The sequence below is a fragment of the Pseudanabaena yagii GIHE-NHR1 genome, assembly GCF_012863495.1.
In the GTDB taxonomy this organism is placed as follows: Bacteria; Cyanobacteriota; Cyanobacteriia; order Pseudanabaenales; family Pseudanabaenaceae; genus Pseudanabaena; species Pseudanabaena yagii.
The window spans coordinates 834326-851522 of the sequence record NZ_JAAVJL010000001.1; the positions used below are offsets into that span (position 1 = coordinate 834326).

Below are 17197 nucleotides of genomic sequence, written 5' to 3' on the forward strand. Positions count from 1 at the left end.
TTGTGGTAATAATCGCACTATAATCAGCGATCGGTTAACCTAAGACTAGCGATCGCCAAAAGATCGCCAAAACTTTAAAACGAGCATCATGACTTCAAGCGCACAAAACCACCCCACATTCTTACTCGTTGACGGACATTCCCTCGCGTTTCGCGCCTTTTATGCCTTTGGTAAACATCCCGAAGGCGGCTTGCGAACTTCGACAGGAATCCCCACCAGTGTTTGTTTTGGCTTTTTGAAGGCATTAATTGAGATGCTCGATCGCGAAAAACCTGCGGCTGTAGCGATCGCCTTTGACCTTGCTCAGCCCACCTTTCGCCATGAAATTGACGATACCTACAAGGCAAATCGCTCGGAAACCCCTGAGAGCTTTATTCCTGATATTCAGAACTTACAAAAAGTATTAGCAGCAATGAATTTGCCCGCGATTACCCAAGCAGGTTTTGAGGCGGATGATGTCTTGGGAACGCTCTCACAGGCGGCGAGTGCGGAGGGTTACACCGTCAAGATCTTAAGTGGCGATCGCGATTTGTTTCAGCTAATTGATGCCGAAAAGCGGATTTCGGTATTGAACTTGGGACAAAAAGATAAGATTGTAGAATACCATGCCGATCAAGTAAAAGAGAGGTTAGGCGTATTACCTACGCAGGTTGTGGACTATAAAGCTCTCTGCGGTGACGCTTCCGACAATATTCCGGGGGTGCGAGGGATTGGTGAAAAAACGGCGGTTAAGTTAATTACCGAATATGGTTCGTTAGAGAATGTTTTGGCAGCTTTGCCTAGTATGAAGGGAGCAGTTAAAGCCAAGCTAGAGCAAGGGATTGAGGATGCAAAGCACTCGCAATTTATGGCGACGATTAAAACCGATGTGCCGCTTCCTGTAGCGATCGCTGATTGTAAGTTGACAGGTTTTGATACGGAGCAGTTAGTTCCGATATTAGAGGAACTTGAGCTAAAAGACTTTATCAAGCGCGTCGATCAAATTCAGGCGAAATTGTCGGGGAATTATGAGAAGAAGCCCTCACCCCCAGCCCCTCTCCCAGTGGGAGAGGGGAACAAAACATCGGCTCCGAATGGGGAGGATGAGGAGTTGTGGTTTGATTTTGCTAAGCAAGAGGAGAATCAAGCGATCGCCGCAACCGCTTCTTTAAAATTAGATGTACAGATTATTGACACAATTCCTAAATTAGAGAATTTATGCAAAATCCTGAGTAATAAGCAACCAGCCGCATGGGATACGGAAACCTCGGCATTAAATCCCTTTGAGGCGGAGTTAGTGGGTATAGGTTGCTGTTGGGGCGATTCTATTAGTGAAGTTGCTTATATCCCTTTAAGCCATAATTCAGGGCAAAACCTACAATGGGAAGAAGTAAGCGCGATTCTCAAGCCCATTCTCGAAGATCCTAGCTATCCTAAATATTTGCAAAATGCCAAATTTGATCGCTTGATGTTTAAGTCCGCAGGCATCGAACTAGCAGGTGTGGCATTCGATACAATGATCGCTAGCTATGTCATCGATCCAGAGGCAAGCCATAAGCTTGATGATCTGGCGATGGACTTGCTGCAAATCCGCACTGTAAGCTATAAAACCCTTGTCGGCAAACTCAAATCGATCGCCGAAGTAGATATTCCCGATGTCGCTCAATATTGCGGCATGGATACCTATATCACCTATCATATTCAACCGATTTTAGAAGAGAAGTTAAAATCTGTTCCTGAATTGTGGGAATTGTTCCAAAATTTAGAAATGCCCCTAGAGCCAATTCTTGCGGAAATGGAATGGCGCGGTATTAGGATCGATAAAGAATATTTAGGTATTTTCTCCAAGGAATTAGAGAAAGACCTAGATGCTTTAGCGATCGCTGCCTATCAACAGGCAGGACAAGAGTTTAACCTTAATTCCCCCAAGCAATTAAGCGAAATTTTAGTAGAAAAGCTTGGTGACAAATTTACTGGAAAATCACGCAAAAGTAAGACAGGATATTCCACTGATGTTACTGTTCTAAATAAATTAGAAGGTGTTCATCCACTTATAGACACCATTCTCGAAAACCGCACCCTTGCTAAACTGAAATCTACCTATGTCGATGCTTTACCCTCACTGATTCAACCAAAAACTGGGCGCGTGCATACCGATTTCAATCAAACTGTTACCGCTACAGGACGCTTAAGCAGTTCCAATCCCAACTTGCAAAATATTCCCATCCGCACTGCCTTTAGTAAGCGGATTCGTGCAGGATTTTTGCCCAAGGAAGATTGGATTTTAATGGCTGCCGACTATTCTCAAATTGAATTGCGGATTCTTGCCCATTTAAGCCAAGAGCCTGAATTAATGCGAGCCTTTAACGCTGGTGAGGATGTGCATACAGTCACAGCGCAACTGCTGCTAGAAAAAGAAGAAGTAAATAGTGAAGAACGTCGCCTCGCCAAAATTATTAACTACGGTGTGATCTATGGCATGGGAGCGCAGAAATTTAGCCGTGATATTGGTGTGCCAGTAAAACAAGCCAAGCAATTCATTGAGAAATTCAACCAGCGCTATGAACGCATCTTTACCTATATGCAAAGCGTGGAAGCAGAAGCCGAACGGGATGGCTATGTGCAGACTGTGCTAGGCAGAAGACGCTATTTCCGCAATCTTAAAGATATGGGCGGCTATCAAAAAGCAGCCTTGTTGCGATCGGCAGTCAATGCACCGATACAGGGAACCAGCGCTGACATTGTGAAACTTGCGATGCTCAGAGTGCATGAACTTCTTAAAGATTATCAAGCACGACTACTGCTGCAAGTCCATGATGAATTAGTGTTCGAGGTTCCTCCTGAAGAAGTGGCGGAATTGCAACCAAAGATCAAATTAGCAATGGAAAATGCTTTGAAGCTTTCCGTCAAGCTAGAAGTAGATATTCACACTGGCAAAAATTGGATGGAGGCAAAGTAATCACAACGCAATGTGTTGCGATTATTCCTTTTTCTGTGCAATGCGTAATTTCGCCGATCGCGATCGCGGATTGGCGCGAATTTCTGCATCGGTGGCAATGATCACTTTTTTGGTGATTACTTGGAGGCGATCGTCTTCGCGGAAAGTATGCTTGACAATGCGATCTTCTAAACTATGGAAGGTAATCACCGCAATTTTGCCACCAGCTTTTAACCAATTGGGTGCAATAGCTAGCCATTTTTCAAGGCTTTCTAATTCACGGTTAACGGCGATGCGTAAAGCTTGAAAGGTGCGGGTTGCGGGGTGAATCCTGCCATGACGATAGCTGGCGGGAACACAGGCGGAGATGGCATTAGCAAGTTCTAAGGTAGTTCTAAAGGGACGCTTCTCGACAATCTGACGGGCAATTCTGCGCGATAATCTTTCTTCTCCAAGCGTAAAAAAGATATCCGCCAGTTCTTTTTCTTGGTAGTGATTGATAATTTCGGCGGCTGTAAGGGTTTGGCGATTATCCATTCGCATATCGAGATCTCCAGATTCTCGAAAGCTAAAGCCTCGCTCGGCAACATCAAACTGGGTTGAACTCACTCCCAAATCTGCAAGAATGCCATCAAACTTTAAATCTGGTGCGGGTTTATATTCACAAAAGTTACCTCGCCAAAAGGTGACTCTATTTGCATATTCTTTGAGATTTTCACTAGCCGCAGCGATCGCCATTTCATCGCGATCGATTCCCACTAAGCTCACATTCTCCGCCGCTTGCAAAATCAAGGCGCTATGACCACCACCACCCACTGTGCAATCGAGATATATTCCACCTGAAACGATTTCTAAACCTGCGATCGTGGGTTCGGCAAGGACGGGGACATGATGAAACTGAGCAGTCATACTTTTGATGTTTAGCTGAATCGAATTTTTGGGCGAATCTTTCTTGGTGGCTTGTAGCTACTATACTTTCAAAAGCTGTAGCTAAAAAATTTTGCATGACTGATAACAATAACATTCTTCAATACGAATCAAGGATCTGGGCAACGGCGGATCTACTGCGCGGCTGTGGGATTAAGGAGTCAGAATGGCCGTCTTACATGATGCCTTTTTTTGCTTTGGTGATGATCGAAAGTCGTTTGATCAGGATGCTAGATGAACTGACTGCCGAAATTGGGGAGGCTGAGTTGGCGGATCTGGATGCAGAGGATCGAATGACGCTAATTCAGGATCGCGGTCAGGGCTATAACAAGTTTATTTTTGAGAGGAATCTGACTCTAAAGGATATTTGCAAAAACGATAAATCTTTTGATAATGATTTTGAAGCATACCTAAAGGGTTTTGATGGAGAAACTAGGGATTTATTAGGGGTTGAGGCGACGGATGGGGAAAAGTTTCTGGATATCAAGGGTGTAATTGCGAAACTAAAGGCGAAAAAAGTTTTGCTGGGCTATACCAAGGAATGGAGTGGCATTGACCTAAAGCCCTTTGATAACTCGGCAATCACGACTTTAGAGGAGCATATTAAGCGGCGCTGGGCGGATATTTCGGCTGAGACGGCGGGGGAACAGTATACGCCTGATGATGTGATTGGGCTGATTGCGGAAATTATTGCATCGAAAATTGAGGACAGCGATCGCCTTTTAAAAATTTATGACTGCACCTGTGGTGGCGGAAATTTGCTGTTTGGGGTAGAGGATCGAATTAATGCCAAGGTGCAGCGACTGACTCAGACTTTTGGGCAGGACTGGAATGATGCGCTGTATGCGCTTGCCAAGATTGAGAGTCGGTTTCGGTTGGATTCTAAGATCGAGCATGGCAATACGCTCACCGATGACAAGTTTTATAATGATGAATTTGAGGTGGTAATTGCGAATCCACCCTATGGGGTGAGTTGGAAGGGTTACGAAAAAGCAATTAAGGACGATAAGACGCAGCGTTTTCAGTATGTGCCGTCAATTTCCGATGGTCAGTTGTTGTTTATGCAGCATTTGATCTCGAAGCTGAGTGAGCAGGGTATGGGTGTGGTGGTTCACAATGGCTCGACGCTGTTTAGTGGCGATGCGGGTTCGGCTGAGAGCAATATTCGCAAGTGGATGTTGGATATCGATATTGTGGAGGCGGTGATCCAGTTGCCGACGGATGAGTTTTTTAATACGGGAATTTATACTTATCTGTGGGTGTTGAATAAGCGGAAGTCAAGCGATCGCCTGAATAAGGTGATGCTGATTAATGCGAGTGAAAAGTTTAAGCCGCTCAAGAAAAATAAAGGCTCAAAGCGTAAGGAAATTGATGAGACTAGTCGTTTAGAGATTGTGGAAACCTTGGCGCGGTTTGTGGACAATGACTATGCGCGTGTGTTTGACAAGGAGTTTTTCTATTTCAATAAGCAGGGGATTATGCTCACGAATGTGGATGAGCAGGGCAGGAGTTTTGCGAGTCATCTCAAGGATGGTAAGACTAGTCTGAAGTTATCGCCGATCGCGTTAGACAATGGGGTGCGATCGCTGACTGAGTTTACAATCACCGATTATGACGCGGCTAAGTTTGACTCGTTAGCTGACTTGTATGAGCAGGACATTAAGCCGTTTGTGGACTCGTTGGACTATAAGGATCAGCCGTTGGTGGTGACGACGGATAAGGCTGTTTATAGTTTTGATAGCGATCGCGAAACAATTATCAAACAATCTGGCTCGAAGCGTGAGGAGTTGGGCTGCGGAAAGATTGTGGTGAAGTCGGCTTTTAAAAAAGCGTCTAAAACTCAGGCAGAACGCATTGAGATTACGGTGGAGTTAACTCCTGACTATCAGAAGGATTATGAGATTATTCCCTTTCATCGTGATGAGGTGGCAAATCGGGAGGCGATCGCGGCGTTTATGGCGAAATATATTACGAAGCCGTTTGAGTATTTGGAGAATGTGGTAGGTGTGGAGATTAATTTTAATAAGGTGTTTTATAAGCCTGAAAAGTTGCGATCGGTTGAGGAGATTTTAGGAGAAATTGCATCTCTCGATCAGGAGCTGCAAAAATTAGAAAAATTGATAATTGACAATTAACTATGAGATTTGAATGGGATGAGAATAAGCGTTTAGCTAATATTCGTAAGCATGGTTTTGACTTTGCGGATATTTCATCTATTTTTGATAGTGACACTGTAACAGTTGAGGACGATCGCTATAATTATGGTGAGCAGAGGTTTATGACGCTTGCTTTGTTGCAAGGGCGGATAATCGCTGTTGTACATACTGAGAATGATGATTTAGTCCGTATTATTTCTGTAAGAAAGGCTAGTAAATATGAACAACAAATCTATTTTGAACAAATCTGAAACTGACTGGGCGCGGATTGATGCGATGTCCGATGAGGATATTGATTTTTCTGATTGTCCAGAAGCTACGTCTGAGATGTTTGCTAAGGCTGTAGTACGTCGCGCTCCTAAGAGTCAGGCAACGATAACTTTAAAGATTGATCAAGATGTATTGGTGTGGTTTAAATCTCAGGGTGATTCGGCAGAGCGTCAGATGGCGATGGCTTTAAAGATTTATGCTGAGGCAAATAAGGCATATTTAAATGTTTAAATTTCATGTTTGTGGTTCTACAGATTGCCATACAGAATAAAACTTGAGTAAATATTTAAAGTTTTTTAGATGATTGCTTTAAAAGAACATTTTCCGAAGTTTACTCCTGAAGAATACTTCGCATGGGAGGAAAAACAGTTAGAACGCCATGAGTACATTGATGGCGAAGTTTATGCGATGAGTGGTGGCTCGATCGATCATGGGGATATTGCGGGAAACTTTCTGGCTCTACTTAAAGCTCATCTGCGCGGAAGCGGCTGTAAAACTCTTAATTCTGATTGTCGAGTCAGTATTGTGGGCGCGACGAAGTATGTCTATCCTGATATCAGCGTGACCTGTGACGATCGCGATAAGACCACACAACCCAATACATTACCTATCCTTGTCTGATCATTGAGGTCTTATCGCCCAGTACAGAAGCCTATGACCGTGGCAACAAGTTTAAAATGTACCGCCGCAATCCCAGTTTGCAGGAATATGTCTTAGTCAGTGTAGATGCGATCGAGATCGAGTTATTCCGCAAAACTGAAACGGGTGACTGGCGGATTATTAATTATCAAACAGGGGATGCGATCGAGCTAAAAAGTGTTAATTTCACCTGCCAGATTGAACAGGTTTATGAGGATATAGTATTTAATGAATAATTATAAGTTGTCGGTTAAAAAGTATCCAGTTTATAAGGATAGTGGGGTTGAGTGGTTGGGGGATGTGCCTGAGCATTGGGAATTGAAGAGATTAAAAGATATAATTAAAAATCTTGAATCTGGCGTAAGTGTTAATGCTGAAAATATGCCAGCACAAAATCATTTATATGGTGTACTAAAAACAAGTTGTGTAAATGAATATGGATTTAATCCAAATGAGAATAAAGCTATACTTCCTGAAGAATTCACAAGGGTAAAATGTAGTCCAAAAAAAGGACGTATTATCATTAGTAGAATGAATACCCCTGAGTTAGTTGGTGCTAGTGGATATATTAATGAAGATTATCCTAATCTCTTTTTACCTGACCGTTTATGGCAAACAGCTTTTTATAGAAACTCAAAATTAAATTCTAAATGGCTAAGTTATCTCTTATTAGCAAGTAGTTTAAAAGGAGTTATTTCCTGCTCAGCAACGGGTTCAAGTCCAAGCATGAAAAATCTTGCACAAGAAGACTTTTTGCGAATAGAAATTCCTATTCCTCGTCTATCTGAACAAGAATTGATCGCTGACTATTTAGATACAAAAACGGCGCAATGCGATCGCAAAATTGACTTACTCACCCAAAAAGCAACACAATACGGCAAGCTCAAACAGTCTCTCATCAATGAAACCGTGACTCGTGGGCTTGATAAGTCTGTGCCGATGAAAGACAGTGGCGTTGAGTGGATTGGGGATGTTCCTGAACATTGGGAAGTTGTCAGAAATAAGCAAATATTCCAAGAACGTAGCATTTTAAGTTCTACAGGTAAAGAAACATTACTTACGGTTTCACATATTACGGGTGTTACTCCTCGCAGCGAAAAAAATGTAAATATGTTTATGGCTGAGACAATGGAAGGCTATAAAATTTGTCATCAAGGAGACTTGATTATAAATACTATGTGGGCTTGGATGGGCGCACTTGGCACTAGCAAGTATTTTGGTATTTGTAGCCCTGCTTATAACGTGTATATGCCAGTAAATAATGTCCCTTATGATTATAGATATTTTGATTATCTTTACAGAACTCCTAACGCAATAGTTGAGATGACTAGAAACTCAAAAGGGATTGTTTCTTCTCGTCTACGGTTATATGCAAAAGAATTTTTTCAAATTGAAACTCCTTTACCTCCAGTCTCCAAACAAAATGCGATCGCGGATTATCTTGATAAGAAAACTGCACAAATAGACCAAATCATCCAAACCATCAACACCCAAATCGAAAAACTCAAAGAATTGCGTAAAACCCTAATCAATGATGTCGTCACAGGAAAAATAAAAGTCTGAATCACAGATTAGAAGGATTAAAGGATTACACAGATTTTAACTTTCTTGAGAGTATCCAAAAAAATCCGTGAAATCAGCGTAATCCCATCAAATCCGTGTTCAAACATCGGCGTAATCCAATCTAATCCGTGTTCAAACATTCACCTCACCAACCGCTTAAACGTCATACTCTTGCTACCAAAATTAATCAGCAAACCAACCTCCAACTTATACACCTTCAGATAATTCAAAGCCTGAGCCAAATGCACATCCTCAAGCTGAATAACCGCCTTTAACTCCACCAAAACCTTATCCTCCACCACAAAATCAGCCCGACGAGTCCCAATCGGCTCAGGCAAATCCTTATAAAAAATATGCTGCTCAATCTCCCGCGCAAAACTCAACCCCACCTGACCCAACTCATAAGCCAAAGCCCTCTGATAGATCACCTCCTGAAACCCATTACCCAAAAACTTATGCACCTCAAAACTAGCCCCAATAATCTTCTGAGTAATATCCGCATACTTAAAATTCTCCATACACTCACACAACCTTAGAACACAGATTAAACTGATTACAGGATTACACAGATTACAAAATCAGTGTAATCTGTGTAATCTCAAAAAACCGTGTTCAAACATCAGTGAAATCAGCGTAATCCCAAAAATCCGTGTTCAAACATCAGTGAAATCTGTGTAATCTCAAAAATCCGTGTTCAAACAATTTTCACAACTTTAAAAAACTCTTCAAACGTCACAATCGGACAAGCAAAACTATCCGCAAGACATAACAAATCGCGATCGCCTGTCACCAAATAATCAGCACAACCCACCAGTGCCAAAATTAGAAAAGGTTCATCAAAAGGATCGCGACATTGCGGAATAACAGGCAACTGCTCAGGCATCAAAACCGTTTCACAAAATGGTAAATAATCAGCTAATAAATCCTCTTGATCTGTCCTCGTAAGCTCAAATTTGGGATAAGCAAGCACTCGCATTAACTCCGTAACCGTTGCCTTAGAAGCCAAAGGAATAACGCGATCGCCTTGCCATGCAAAACGTAGCTTCGCCATATTCCCCCCAAATATCAAAGCCGACACCAATAAATTAGTATCAATCACAACTCGGATGCGATCGGTCATCACTTCCGCGCCCAATTTACCGCATCGTCAATATCGCGATCGCTTAACTCTAAAGCTGCCAGTTTAGCCCTTACAGCATCAGCCCTTTGAATTTTCACAGGCGTAAGAATTATTTGTCCATCCACAACTTTCACATCAAAATATTCAGAATCACCAATTTCTCGTGTGATACTTTTAGGTAAAGTAAGCTGATTTTTTGCAGTTAACTTAGCAAGCATCGCAAACCTCCTAACTCGATTAAATACAGTGTAAGGAATCCTTACTTTATCATATTCTTACTAGTTAAAGCTTCTCATGAACGAAACTCACCTTCAAGACAAATTCCTAATCCCCTTCTTTCGTGAAAGTCTAGGCTATCAAGAAGTCAAAGCCAACACCGTCACCAACTCCCTGATTATCGAAGAAGACCTTCAAACCTTCATTTCTGAGACTGAACTCAATCAAAAAAATTACGAACTCCTGCTCAAAAAATATAGTGGCGATCGCAAAAAACTATTAGCAGAACTCATCGAACTAATCCAAGAACGGATTGCCAGTAGTCGCAACATGGCACTGTTTATTAATGCCAATAAATCGATTACGTTCCAAGGTGTAAAACTACATCTGTTTTATACCGATGACAGCGTAATTCATGATAGTAACCTCTTCAATCAAAATATATTTTCTGTAGTCCAAGAACTACCCTACAAATACAAATATCAAAACAAAATTATCTTCTCCTTTCGACCCGATATTTGCCTATTTGTGAATGGGATCTACCTCGGCTATAGCGAACTAAAATCTAACCTCAGCAACCAAACCGCCAAAAAGAACGGACGAGGTAAAGTCATCAAAGACTACTTTGAAGCCGTCAAAGCCTATTACGAAAACTTCGATCGCCATCTCTACCTCAGCGACAAAGAAAAAGAATCTCATCGCAAAGACTTCTTAAAAATATTTGAAAAAGCAATCCATATCACCAGCACAGACCTCGGCGAAACCTACGTGATCCGCACCATATCCGACTTCTTTGATGAAATCCTCACCACCTGCCGCGAAGGCAAAAGCGATCGCGAAGAATACGAAAAAAACGCCATCAAAGTATTTAAACCCTATCCCCTGCTCAATCCCAACGCCGACAAAAAAGACAAACTCAAAGAAATATTCAAATACCATTACGGCAAAAGCTTCATCGAAAAGGAAATACTCTATTACAACTTCATCGAACGTGATGTCTATTTTGTTAATGGCAAAAAAGAACTCAAAGACGAAAAAGGACACCTAATCTCGCCACGCCCCAAACAAAAATTTGGCACAGACAAAATTCTCGCCAAAATCGATGAATTTCTCGACCATGAAACTGAAGATGATTACTTCATCAAGCAACTAGAGCGACAACTCGCCCAAGTCGCCCCTAGCAAACGCGCCGAACTCATCGAAAAGCGCAAAGCCTACGCCAACAACAAAAATATCTATTCGCTCTTACTGCAATATGCCGCAGGATTTGGCAAATCCAACATCATTGGCTGGACAGCACTGCAACTCAAAGACCTCCGCCGCAATGGTGAATATGTCTATGACAAAATCATGATCGTCGTCGATCGCCTGCAACTCCGCAGCCAGATCGACTCCAAAATGCTAAACATGAACATCGATAATCGGATGTATGTGGAAGCAAATAATAAGGCAAGTTTCCAAAAAGCCCTTGAATCCGATACCCGCCTAGTGATCGTCAACCTGCAAAAATTCGGTGCAGTTGCAGAAATGCTTACCCCTGACACCATGCAAAAACTCTCGCAGTTGCGTATTGTCTTCCTAATTGATGAGATTCATCGTTCCAACAGTGGCGAACAACATGAAGAAATGGTCAATATCTTTGATGAACTGCAAACACCCTTTGACACTCAAACCAGCCTATTCCGTACCAAAAAGAATTTAATTATCGGCTTCACCGCCACCCCTGATGACCATACCCTCGCTCGCTTCGGTGAATTTAGCGGCTATGCCGAAAGCGAAAAGCTCTGGGTTCCCTTCGACTCCTACACTATGAACGAAGCAATTAAAGACGGCTTCATTCATAACCCTATCGAAAATATTATTCCTGTTGCTTCCAAAATGCTATTTGATCTTCCTCAAAACAAAATGGAAGGATTCGAGCAACCTAATTACAAAGATATTGATAAAAAGCAAATCTATGAAGAACGCGAACGAATTAATGCGATCGCCAAATACATCGCTGATCTCCTCGTAAAAGATGTCTATCCTAAAATTCGCGGCACGGCAAAAGCCATGCTTGCCGTGTACTCGATTAAGGCAGCGATCGCCTATAAACAAGCCATCACCAAACATTTCCAAGAAATCACCAAACAGCCTAAATTCGCCAAATATGCCGAAGCGCCTATTCACATCGTCTACTCCAGCAACCAAGACGAGCAAAGCGCCACAGGACTAAATGACGGACTCACCGAAGAAAAAGTCTTAGAAAACTTTGCCCTCAAGAAAAATGGCTTAATTATCGTGGTTGCCAAACTGCAAACAGGCTTCGATGAAAAAAGATTGCACACCCTCTTTCTAGACAAAGAAATCAAAGGCATTAGCGCCATTCAAGCAATTTCCAGAGTCAATCGCACCGCCAAACATAAAAATGAATGCAAAATCGTTGACTTCTCCTACAACAATGTCAACGTCCAAAATATCAAAGAAGCTTTTGAGCATTTCTCCGATGTTGTCGTTAGTGATTTCGATCCTTTCAGTGACAAACGCATATTAGAACTGCTCTTCCCGATGCTGAAAAAATCTGAGGTGTACGAAGAGTTTTTCAATATATTTGTGGCGATCGCCCACGATGACACAAAGCCCAACAATCCCGAAAACTACCTAGATCTCGAAAGCAACATCGAAAAATATATTGAAGCTAATCCTAAGTCTACTGCCGACACCAAAGCCAAAACCGCCCAATATTTCACCATTCTCAATCGCATCGAATATGTGATTGCGCTAGAAGAAAAATACAGCGAACCAAATTTTTTAAATTTCCTGCGCCTGTTTAACAAGATCTATAACCAGCTACATCGCACCGATGACATTAAGGATGCGATCGAGGTCTATTTTGACAATCAAATCGGCATTATCGAAGTCCAAACCCAGCCCAAAGAGAATAAACCAAAACCTCCAATCAAAATAGCTGAAGGCAAATCTCCCTATACAGTTCATCAATTTGATATTCTTGCCATCCTCGAAGCACGGAATGAGCAAGAAGAATTAAAGGGAGAGCGTATTCGTGACTTTAAGGCAAAGATAGATGACTTTTTTGCCTATATTATTTCCTCTGATGATGGTAAACGATTGATTACCAAAATAAAATCTAACGTCTCAGAAGAAGAGATTTATGACGATTTTTCTAAAATCTATCGTAAGTACAAAGTCTTATACCGTAAAAAAGTTGGAGATTACTTCTTCAAAGAAATAGAAGATTTAGTCAATAAATTATGTGATGACTTTGAAAATCTGGTGCGTAATTTAGCAATCTAAGATAATTGGCTATGCAATATGTAGCTTGATAGTCGCAATAAAGTAACCAAAGTCATTAATATAGTCTACTGTGCTGTTTATTTGCCGAATTTTTCACCATGAAACATACTCTCTCCGTTGTCGTCCAAGATGAGGCAGGTGTACTGACCCGTATTGCTAGCTTGTTCGCCCGCCGAGGTTTTAATATCGAGAGCCTTGCAGTCGGGACGGCTGAGCAAGATGGATTTACGCGCATTACGATGGTTGTCTCAGGCGACGATCACACGATTGAGCAGATCACTAAGCAGTTGCACAAACTGATCAACGTGATCACTATTCTTGACTTTACCGATATTCCTTGTGTTGAGCGCGAGTTGATGCTCGTTAAGGTGAATGCCGCTCCCAACGTGCGCTCCGAAATTATTGAAATCTCGCAAATTTTCCGTGCCCGTATCGTTGACGTGGCCGATGATTTCTTAACTATCGAGGTAGTGGGTGACCCCGGTAAGATGGTTGCGATCCTAAAGATGTTAAACAAGTTTGGCATTCGCGAAATTGCCCGTACTGGCAAGGTTTCGCTCACCCGTGAATCAGGGGTTAATACTGAATATCTGAAAATTGCCAAGGATACGTTCAAAAATCCAATTTCTAACTTCTAGCAAAAGAAAAAGCACCCAATGGGTGCTTTTTTATTAAACGAACTACAAAATATTTTTTGAAAGTGTTGCTAAGCAAGACTTTCAAAAAATATCTTCATTTAGATTTGAGTGCAAAGCGCTGTATGATCCTGTCAGCTTTGCAAACGTGTATAACTATCTATGCGTATCGCCATATTTACCGAGACATTTTTGCCAAAAATCGATGGCATCGTCACCCGCCTCAAATATACCGTTGAGTATTTGGTCAAGCTCGGTAATCAAGTCCTCGTATTTTCGCCCGATGGGGGACTTACGGAATATTGCGGCGCTCAGATTTACGGGGTATCTGCCTTTGACTTTCCCCTATATCCAGAACTAAAACTAGCCTTGCCGCGCCCTTCGATTGGTCATGCTTTAGAGCAGTTCAATCCTGATCTGATCCATGTCGTCAATCCTGCAATTCTAGGGATGGCTGGGATTTATTATGCCAAAAAGATGAATTATCCCTTGATGGCTTCTTACCATACGCATTTACCACAATATTTGCAGCATTACGGTTTAGGCTTTCTTGAAGGGGTGATGTGGGACTTGGTAAAAAATACGCATAATCGAGCCGCTTTAAATCTCTGTACTTCCACAGCAATGATCGATGAATTGCGATCGCATGGTGTAGAGAGGCTCGACCTATGGCAGCGTGGTGTGGATACGGTGCAGTTTCACCCAAGGTTTAAAAGTGACGAAATGCGATCGCGCCTTACGCAAGGACATCCCGAAGATACTTTGTTTTTATATGTAGGTAGACTGTCAGCGGAGAAAGAGATTCAGCAAATCCTGCCCGTATTACAGGCTATTCCCAATAGTCGTCTTGCCCTTGTAGGTGATGGTCCCTATCGTCAGGAGCTAGAGAAAATCTTTGCAGGGACAAATACTAATTTTGTCGGTTATCTGCGAGGTGATGATCTCGCATCTGCCTTTGCTTCTAGCGATGCCTTTCTATTCCCATCTCGTACCGAAACCCTCGGCTTAGTGCTATTAGAAGCAATGGCGGCTGGTTGTCCTGTTGTTGCCGCGAACTCAGGTGGCATCCCTGATATTGTCACTAATGGCGTTAATGGCTATTTATTTGAGCCAAGCGATCGCGATGGCTTGGTGACAGCTACTCAAAATCTATTACGCGATCGCCATGAAGCAATGTGCATTGAAGCCCGTCTCGAAGCAGAAAAATGGGGATGGGATGCTGCCACGCGCCAGTTACAAAAATATTACGAACAAACGATCGAGGCTTCGCAGCCAGCATTAGTTTAAAAGCTTTTAAGTAGATTAAGCCAAAATCTGTGGCGCACGCTACGCGTGCGCCACAGATTTTAATTACTCCTAGCTACTTAAAAGCTAATGCTCACTAGCAATTTGATGATGTTACCGAGCCAAATCAGGGCAACGATACCACCAGCGATCGCTAAAGGAATGATCGCTAAAGTTTTCCAGCTTTTAATGCCTAGGGCTACCGATGCGCTCCATACCTGCCAGAAGATAAACCAGATGATCACAGCGATCGCGCCAAGAAAACGGGATTGGGGCGGCAAGCTGAGGGCAGGAGCCATAAATATCCAAGGTAAGCTCGCAAACCCCGTGAGGGTGAGTAACTCCTGCATCTCCACATTTTTTTGAAACACACCAGCCAATTGTTTCAATAAAAAGGTGAAAAATACCCAGCCAATGCTGCCACCAATCACCGCACCGATAATTCTCACAATCGATAGATGATCAAGGCGAATAGTTTCCAAAGCATTGACTAAAGCAATCACGATCGCTGCTTGCACAAAGGACGGATGCGTCTTGAGTTGCTCAAAGGTTACTTGGGGCAAAAACAATGTCCCATATAGGCGATCGAGAAATGTCCCTAAATTTTGTGGGGGAGGCGTAACACTTTCAGCATTGGTATTGCTATCAGTGCTGCTATCGGGTGCGATCGCATTAATATCTTCAGGATTGGGCGTGGCATTCATGGTTTCTTCCTATGAGCAACTATTCTTGAAAGGGTTATTTGGCAACACTTTCAACAAAACTCTATGTTTTACGGAGAGCGCAAAGCACTGTAATCTAATAGTAATTGCTAATTGACTTTAACATGATTGACCTTGCCACTACGCACCCCAACCATATCCTCACTATTGACTCTAGCCAGTTGCCTCAGGGGTTACAGGGCAGAATTACGATTCCGGGGGATAAATCCATTTCGCATCGGGCGTTGATGCTTGGCTCCCTTGCCGAAGGAGAAACGCGAATTCGCGGGCTACTATTGGGGGAAGATCCTCGTAGTACCGCAGCCTGTTTTGCGGCAATGGGTGCGGAAATATCTGAGCTAAATTCAGATTTAGTGATCGTCAAGGGGATCGGGCTAGGCAATCTCAAGGAACCCGTAGATGTACTCAATGCAGGTAATTCAGGCACTACGCTACGGTTAATGTTAGGCATTTTAGCGAGCCATCCCGATCGCTTCTTTACAGTCACAGGCGATGCATCCTTGCGATCGCGTCCCATGTCCCGTGTGGTCAATCCTTTGCGCCAAATGGGAGCCAGTATTTGGGGTAGAGAAAATGGAGCACGTGCACCCCTCGCCATTTCAGGACAAAATCTCAAAGCAATTCACTATCAATCTCCCGTTGCTTCGGCGCAGGTCAAGTCCTGCATCATGTTGGCAGGCTTGATGACCGATGGCGAAACGATTATCACCGAGCCAGAGCGATCGCGCGATCACAGTGAAAGAATGTTGGCAGCTTTTGGCGCGAATGTCAGTGTCGATGTTGACACCAATACGGTCTCTGTTAAAGGTGGTGCAAAATTAGTTGGTCAAGAAGTAACCGTCCCCGGAGATATTAGTTCCGCCGCTTTTTGGCTAGTTGCTGCATCGATCGTTCCCAATTCTGATTTAGTAATTGAGAATGTGGGAATCAATCCCACTCGCACAGGAATTTTAGAAGTTCTTGCGGAAATGGGAGCCGACATCACCTATGAAAATGAACGCGAAGTTACAGGCGAACCCGTTGCTGATTTACATGTGCGTTCGGCATCTCTCAAGGCTTGTCGCATCGGTGGTGCGGTCATTCCTCGATTGATTGATGAGATTCCCATTTTAGCGATCGCCGCTAGTTGTGCAGAAGGAACAACCATCATCGAGGATGCCGAAGAACTGCGGGTTAAGGAAAGCGATCGCATTGTGGCAATGGTGAAGGAATTAACCAAACTCGGTGCAAATGTAACTGAGCGTCCCGATGGGATGGAAATCGTCGGAGGTAAAGCGCTGACGGGTACTGAAGTAGATAGCTATGACGATCATCGTGTGGCGATGAGTTTAGCGATCGCGGCGCTAGTTGCCAAAGGCAAAACCTCCATCAACCGCGCCGAATCCGCCGCAATTTCCTATCCTTCCTTTATTCCAACTCTACAGAGCTTATATTCCAAATAAAAAGAGAGGCGC

15 protein-coding genes and 1 pseudogene are annotated in these 17197 nt (G+C 42.9%); 10 read left to right on the forward strand and 6 right to left on the reverse strand.

Going from position 1 to position 17197, the window contains the following annotated elements; all coding sequences use genetic code 11:
• Positions 1-88 precede the first annotated feature (88 nt).
• On the forward strand, positions 89-2938 hold the full coding sequence (polA, locus tag HC246_RS04020) for a DNA polymerase I (protein WP_169362265.1): 2850 nt from the start codon (positions 89-91) through the stop codon (positions 2936-2938).
• A gap of 21 nt (positions 2939-2959) precedes the next feature.
• Here the strand turns inward: polA and rsmH are convergent, their stop codons facing one another.
• Positions 2960-3826, reverse strand: a complete 867-nt coding sequence (gene rsmH / locus HC246_RS04025) for a 16S rRNA (cytosine(1402)-N(4))-methyltransferase RsmH (RefSeq protein WP_169362266.1) — start codon at positions 3824-3826, stop codon at positions 2960-2962.
• Positions 3827-3921: 95 nt separating this feature from the next.
• On the opposite strand from rsmH, the gene HC246_RS04030 reads away from it, so the two are divergent.
• From HC246_RS04030 to HC246_RS04050, 5 genes and pseudogenes are all read left to right on the forward strand, one after another.
• The gene (locus HC246_RS04030) at positions 3922-5979 is read left to right on the forward strand and encodes an HsdM family class I SAM-dependent methyltransferase (protein WP_169362267.1); all 2058 of its coding nucleotides are present in this window, start codon (positions 3922-3924) and stop codon (positions 5977-5979) included.
• A gap of 2 nt (positions 5980-5981) precedes the next feature.
• Complete coding sequence (locus HC246_RS04035) at positions 5982-6251, forward strand: BrnT family toxin (protein ID WP_169362268.1); 270 nt, start codon at positions 5982-5984, stop codon at positions 6249-6251.
• Positions 6220-6501, forward strand: coding sequence for a BrnA antitoxin family protein (locus HC246_RS04040; protein ID WP_169362269.1), 282 nt, complete (start codon positions 6220-6222; stop codon positions 6499-6501). The genes HC246_RS04035 and HC246_RS04040 overlap by 32 nt, the downstream gene beginning before the upstream one ends.
• Positions 6502-6570: 69 nt before the next feature.
• Positions 6571-7145, forward strand: a pseudogene (locus tag HC246_RS26855) (Uma2 family endonuclease).
• Positions 7138-8472 carry a restriction endonuclease subunit S gene (locus tag HC246_RS04050; protein WP_169362270.1) on the forward strand — a complete coding sequence of 445 codons (1335 nt, stop codon included), beginning with the start codon at positions 7138-7140 and terminating at the stop codon, positions 8470-8472. Before HC246_RS26855 ends, HC246_RS04050 begins: the two are co-directional and overlap by 8 nt.
• Before the next feature lie 17 nt (positions 8473-8489).
• Here HC246_RS04050 and HC246_RS26230 read toward each other — a convergent pair whose 3' ends face one another.
• The 4 genes from HC246_RS26230 to HC246_RS04065 form a co-directional block, all read right to left on the reverse strand.
• Positions 8490-8612, reverse strand: coding sequence for a hypothetical protein (locus tag HC246_RS26230; protein WP_263972437.1), 123 nt, complete (start codon positions 8610-8612; stop codon positions 8490-8492).
• Positions 8613-8990, reverse strand: coding sequence for a GxxExxY protein (locus HC246_RS04055; protein ID WP_169362271.1), 378 nt, complete (start codon positions 8988-8990; stop codon positions 8613-8615).
• A 176-nt stretch (positions 8991-9166) separates the two neighbouring features.
• Positions 9167-9592: a putative toxin-antitoxin system toxin component, PIN family gene (locus HC246_RS04060; RefSeq protein WP_169362272.1), complete on the reverse strand. Its 426-nt coding sequence runs from the start codon at positions 9590-9592 to the stop codon at positions 9167-9169.
• Positions 9592-9810, reverse strand: coding sequence for an AbrB/MazE/SpoVT family DNA-binding domain-containing protein (locus HC246_RS04065; protein WP_169362273.1), 219 nt, complete (start codon positions 9808-9810; stop codon positions 9592-9594). The genes HC246_RS04060 and HC246_RS04065 overlap by 1 nt, the downstream gene beginning before the upstream one ends.
• A 76-nt stretch (positions 9811-9886) precedes the next feature.
• Between HC246_RS04065 and HC246_RS04070 the strand changes: the two genes are divergently transcribed.
• The 3 genes from HC246_RS04070 to HC246_RS04080 all read left to right on the forward strand — a co-directional run bounded on the left by HC246_RS04070 (position 9887) and on the right by HC246_RS04080 (position 15024).
• Positions 9887-13102, forward strand: coding sequence for a DEAD/DEAH box helicase family protein (locus HC246_RS04070; RefSeq protein WP_169362274.1), 3216 nt, complete (start codon positions 9887-9889; stop codon positions 13100-13102).
• Positions 13103-13200: 98 nt separating this feature from the next.
• Positions 13201-13740 carry an acetolactate synthase small subunit gene (ilvN, locus tag HC246_RS04075; RefSeq protein WP_169362275.1) on the forward strand — a complete coding sequence of 180 codons (540 nt, stop codon included), beginning with the start codon at positions 13201-13203 and terminating at the stop codon, positions 13738-13740.
• A gap of 159 nt (positions 13741-13899) precedes the next feature.
• Positions 13900-15024, forward strand: a complete 1125-nt coding sequence (locus tag HC246_RS04080) for a glycosyltransferase (RefSeq protein ID WP_169362276.1) — start codon at positions 13900-13902, stop codon at positions 15022-15024.
• A gap of 77 nt (positions 15025-15101) precedes the next feature.
• On the opposite strand, the gene HC246_RS04085 is transcribed toward HC246_RS04080, so the two are convergent.
• Positions 15102-15725, reverse strand: coding sequence for a Yip1 family protein (locus HC246_RS04085; RefSeq protein ID WP_169362277.1), 624 nt, complete (start codon positions 15723-15725; stop codon positions 15102-15104).
• Between the two features lie 122 nt (positions 15726-15847).
• Here HC246_RS04085 and aroA point away from each other — a divergent pair, with 122 nt between their 5' ends.
• Positions 15848-17185, forward strand: a complete 1338-nt coding sequence (gene aroA, locus HC246_RS04090) for a 3-phosphoshikimate 1-carboxyvinyltransferase (RefSeq protein WP_169362278.1) — start codon at positions 15848-15850, stop codon at positions 17183-17185.
• The last annotated feature ends 12 nt before the right edge of the window (positions 17186-17197 follow it).

What these genes read in the sequence shown, in the direction of transcription:
- polA (WP_169362265.1), top strand. Translation starts at nt 89, where the DNA reads ATGACTTCAAGCGCACAAAACCACCCCACATTCTTACTCGTTGACGGA.
- rsmH (WP_169362266.1), bottom strand. Translation starts at nt 3,826, where the DNA reads ATGACTGCTCAGTTTCATCATGTCCCCGTCCTTGCCGAACCCACGATC.
- HC246_RS04030 (WP_169362267.1), top strand. Translation starts at nt 3,922, where the DNA reads ATGACTGATAACAATAACATTCTTCAATACGAATCAAGGATCTGGGCA.
- HC246_RS04035 (WP_169362268.1), top strand. Translation starts at nt 5,982, where the DNA reads ATGAGATTTGAATGGGATGAGAATAAGCGTTTAGCTAATATTCGTAAG.
- HC246_RS04040 (WP_169362269.1), top strand. Translation starts at nt 6,220, where the DNA reads ATGAACAACAAATCTATTTTGAACAAATCTGAAACTGACTGGGCGCGG.
- HC246_RS04050 (WP_169362270.1), top strand. Translation starts at nt 7,138, where the DNA reads ATGAATAATTATAAGTTGTCGGTTAAAAAGTATCCAGTTTATAAGGAT.
- HC246_RS26230 (WP_263972437.1), bottom strand. Translation starts at nt 8,612, where the DNA reads ATGTTTGAACACGGATTAGATTGGATTACGCCGATGTTTGAACACGGA.
- HC246_RS04055 (WP_169362271.1), bottom strand. Translation starts at nt 8,990, where the DNA reads ATGGAGAATTTTAAGTATGCGGATATTACTCAGAAGATTATTGGGGCT.
- HC246_RS04060 (WP_169362272.1), bottom strand. Translation starts at nt 9,592, where the DNA reads ATGACCGATCGCATCCGAGTTGTGATTGATACTAATTTATTGGTGTCG.
- HC246_RS04065 (WP_169362273.1), bottom strand. Translation starts at nt 9,810, where the DNA reads ATGCTTGCTAAGTTAACTGCAAAAAATCAGCTTACTTTACCTAAAAGT.
- HC246_RS04070 (WP_169362274.1), top strand. Translation starts at nt 9,887, where the DNA reads ATGAACGAAACTCACCTTCAAGACAAATTCCTAATCCCCTTCTTTCGT.
- ilvN (WP_169362275.1), top strand. Translation starts at nt 13,201, where the DNA reads ATGAAACATACTCTCTCCGTTGTCGTCCAAGATGAGGCAGGTGTACTG.
- HC246_RS04080 (WP_169362276.1), top strand. Translation starts at nt 13,900, where the DNA reads ATGCGTATCGCCATATTTACCGAGACATTTTTGCCAAAAATCGATGGC.
- HC246_RS04085 (WP_169362277.1), bottom strand. Translation starts at nt 15,725, where the DNA reads ATGAATGCCACGCCCAATCCTGAAGATATTAATGCGATCGCACCCGAT.
- aroA (WP_169362278.1), top strand. Translation starts at nt 15,848, where the DNA reads ATGATTGACCTTGCCACTACGCACCCCAACCATATCCTCACTATTGAC.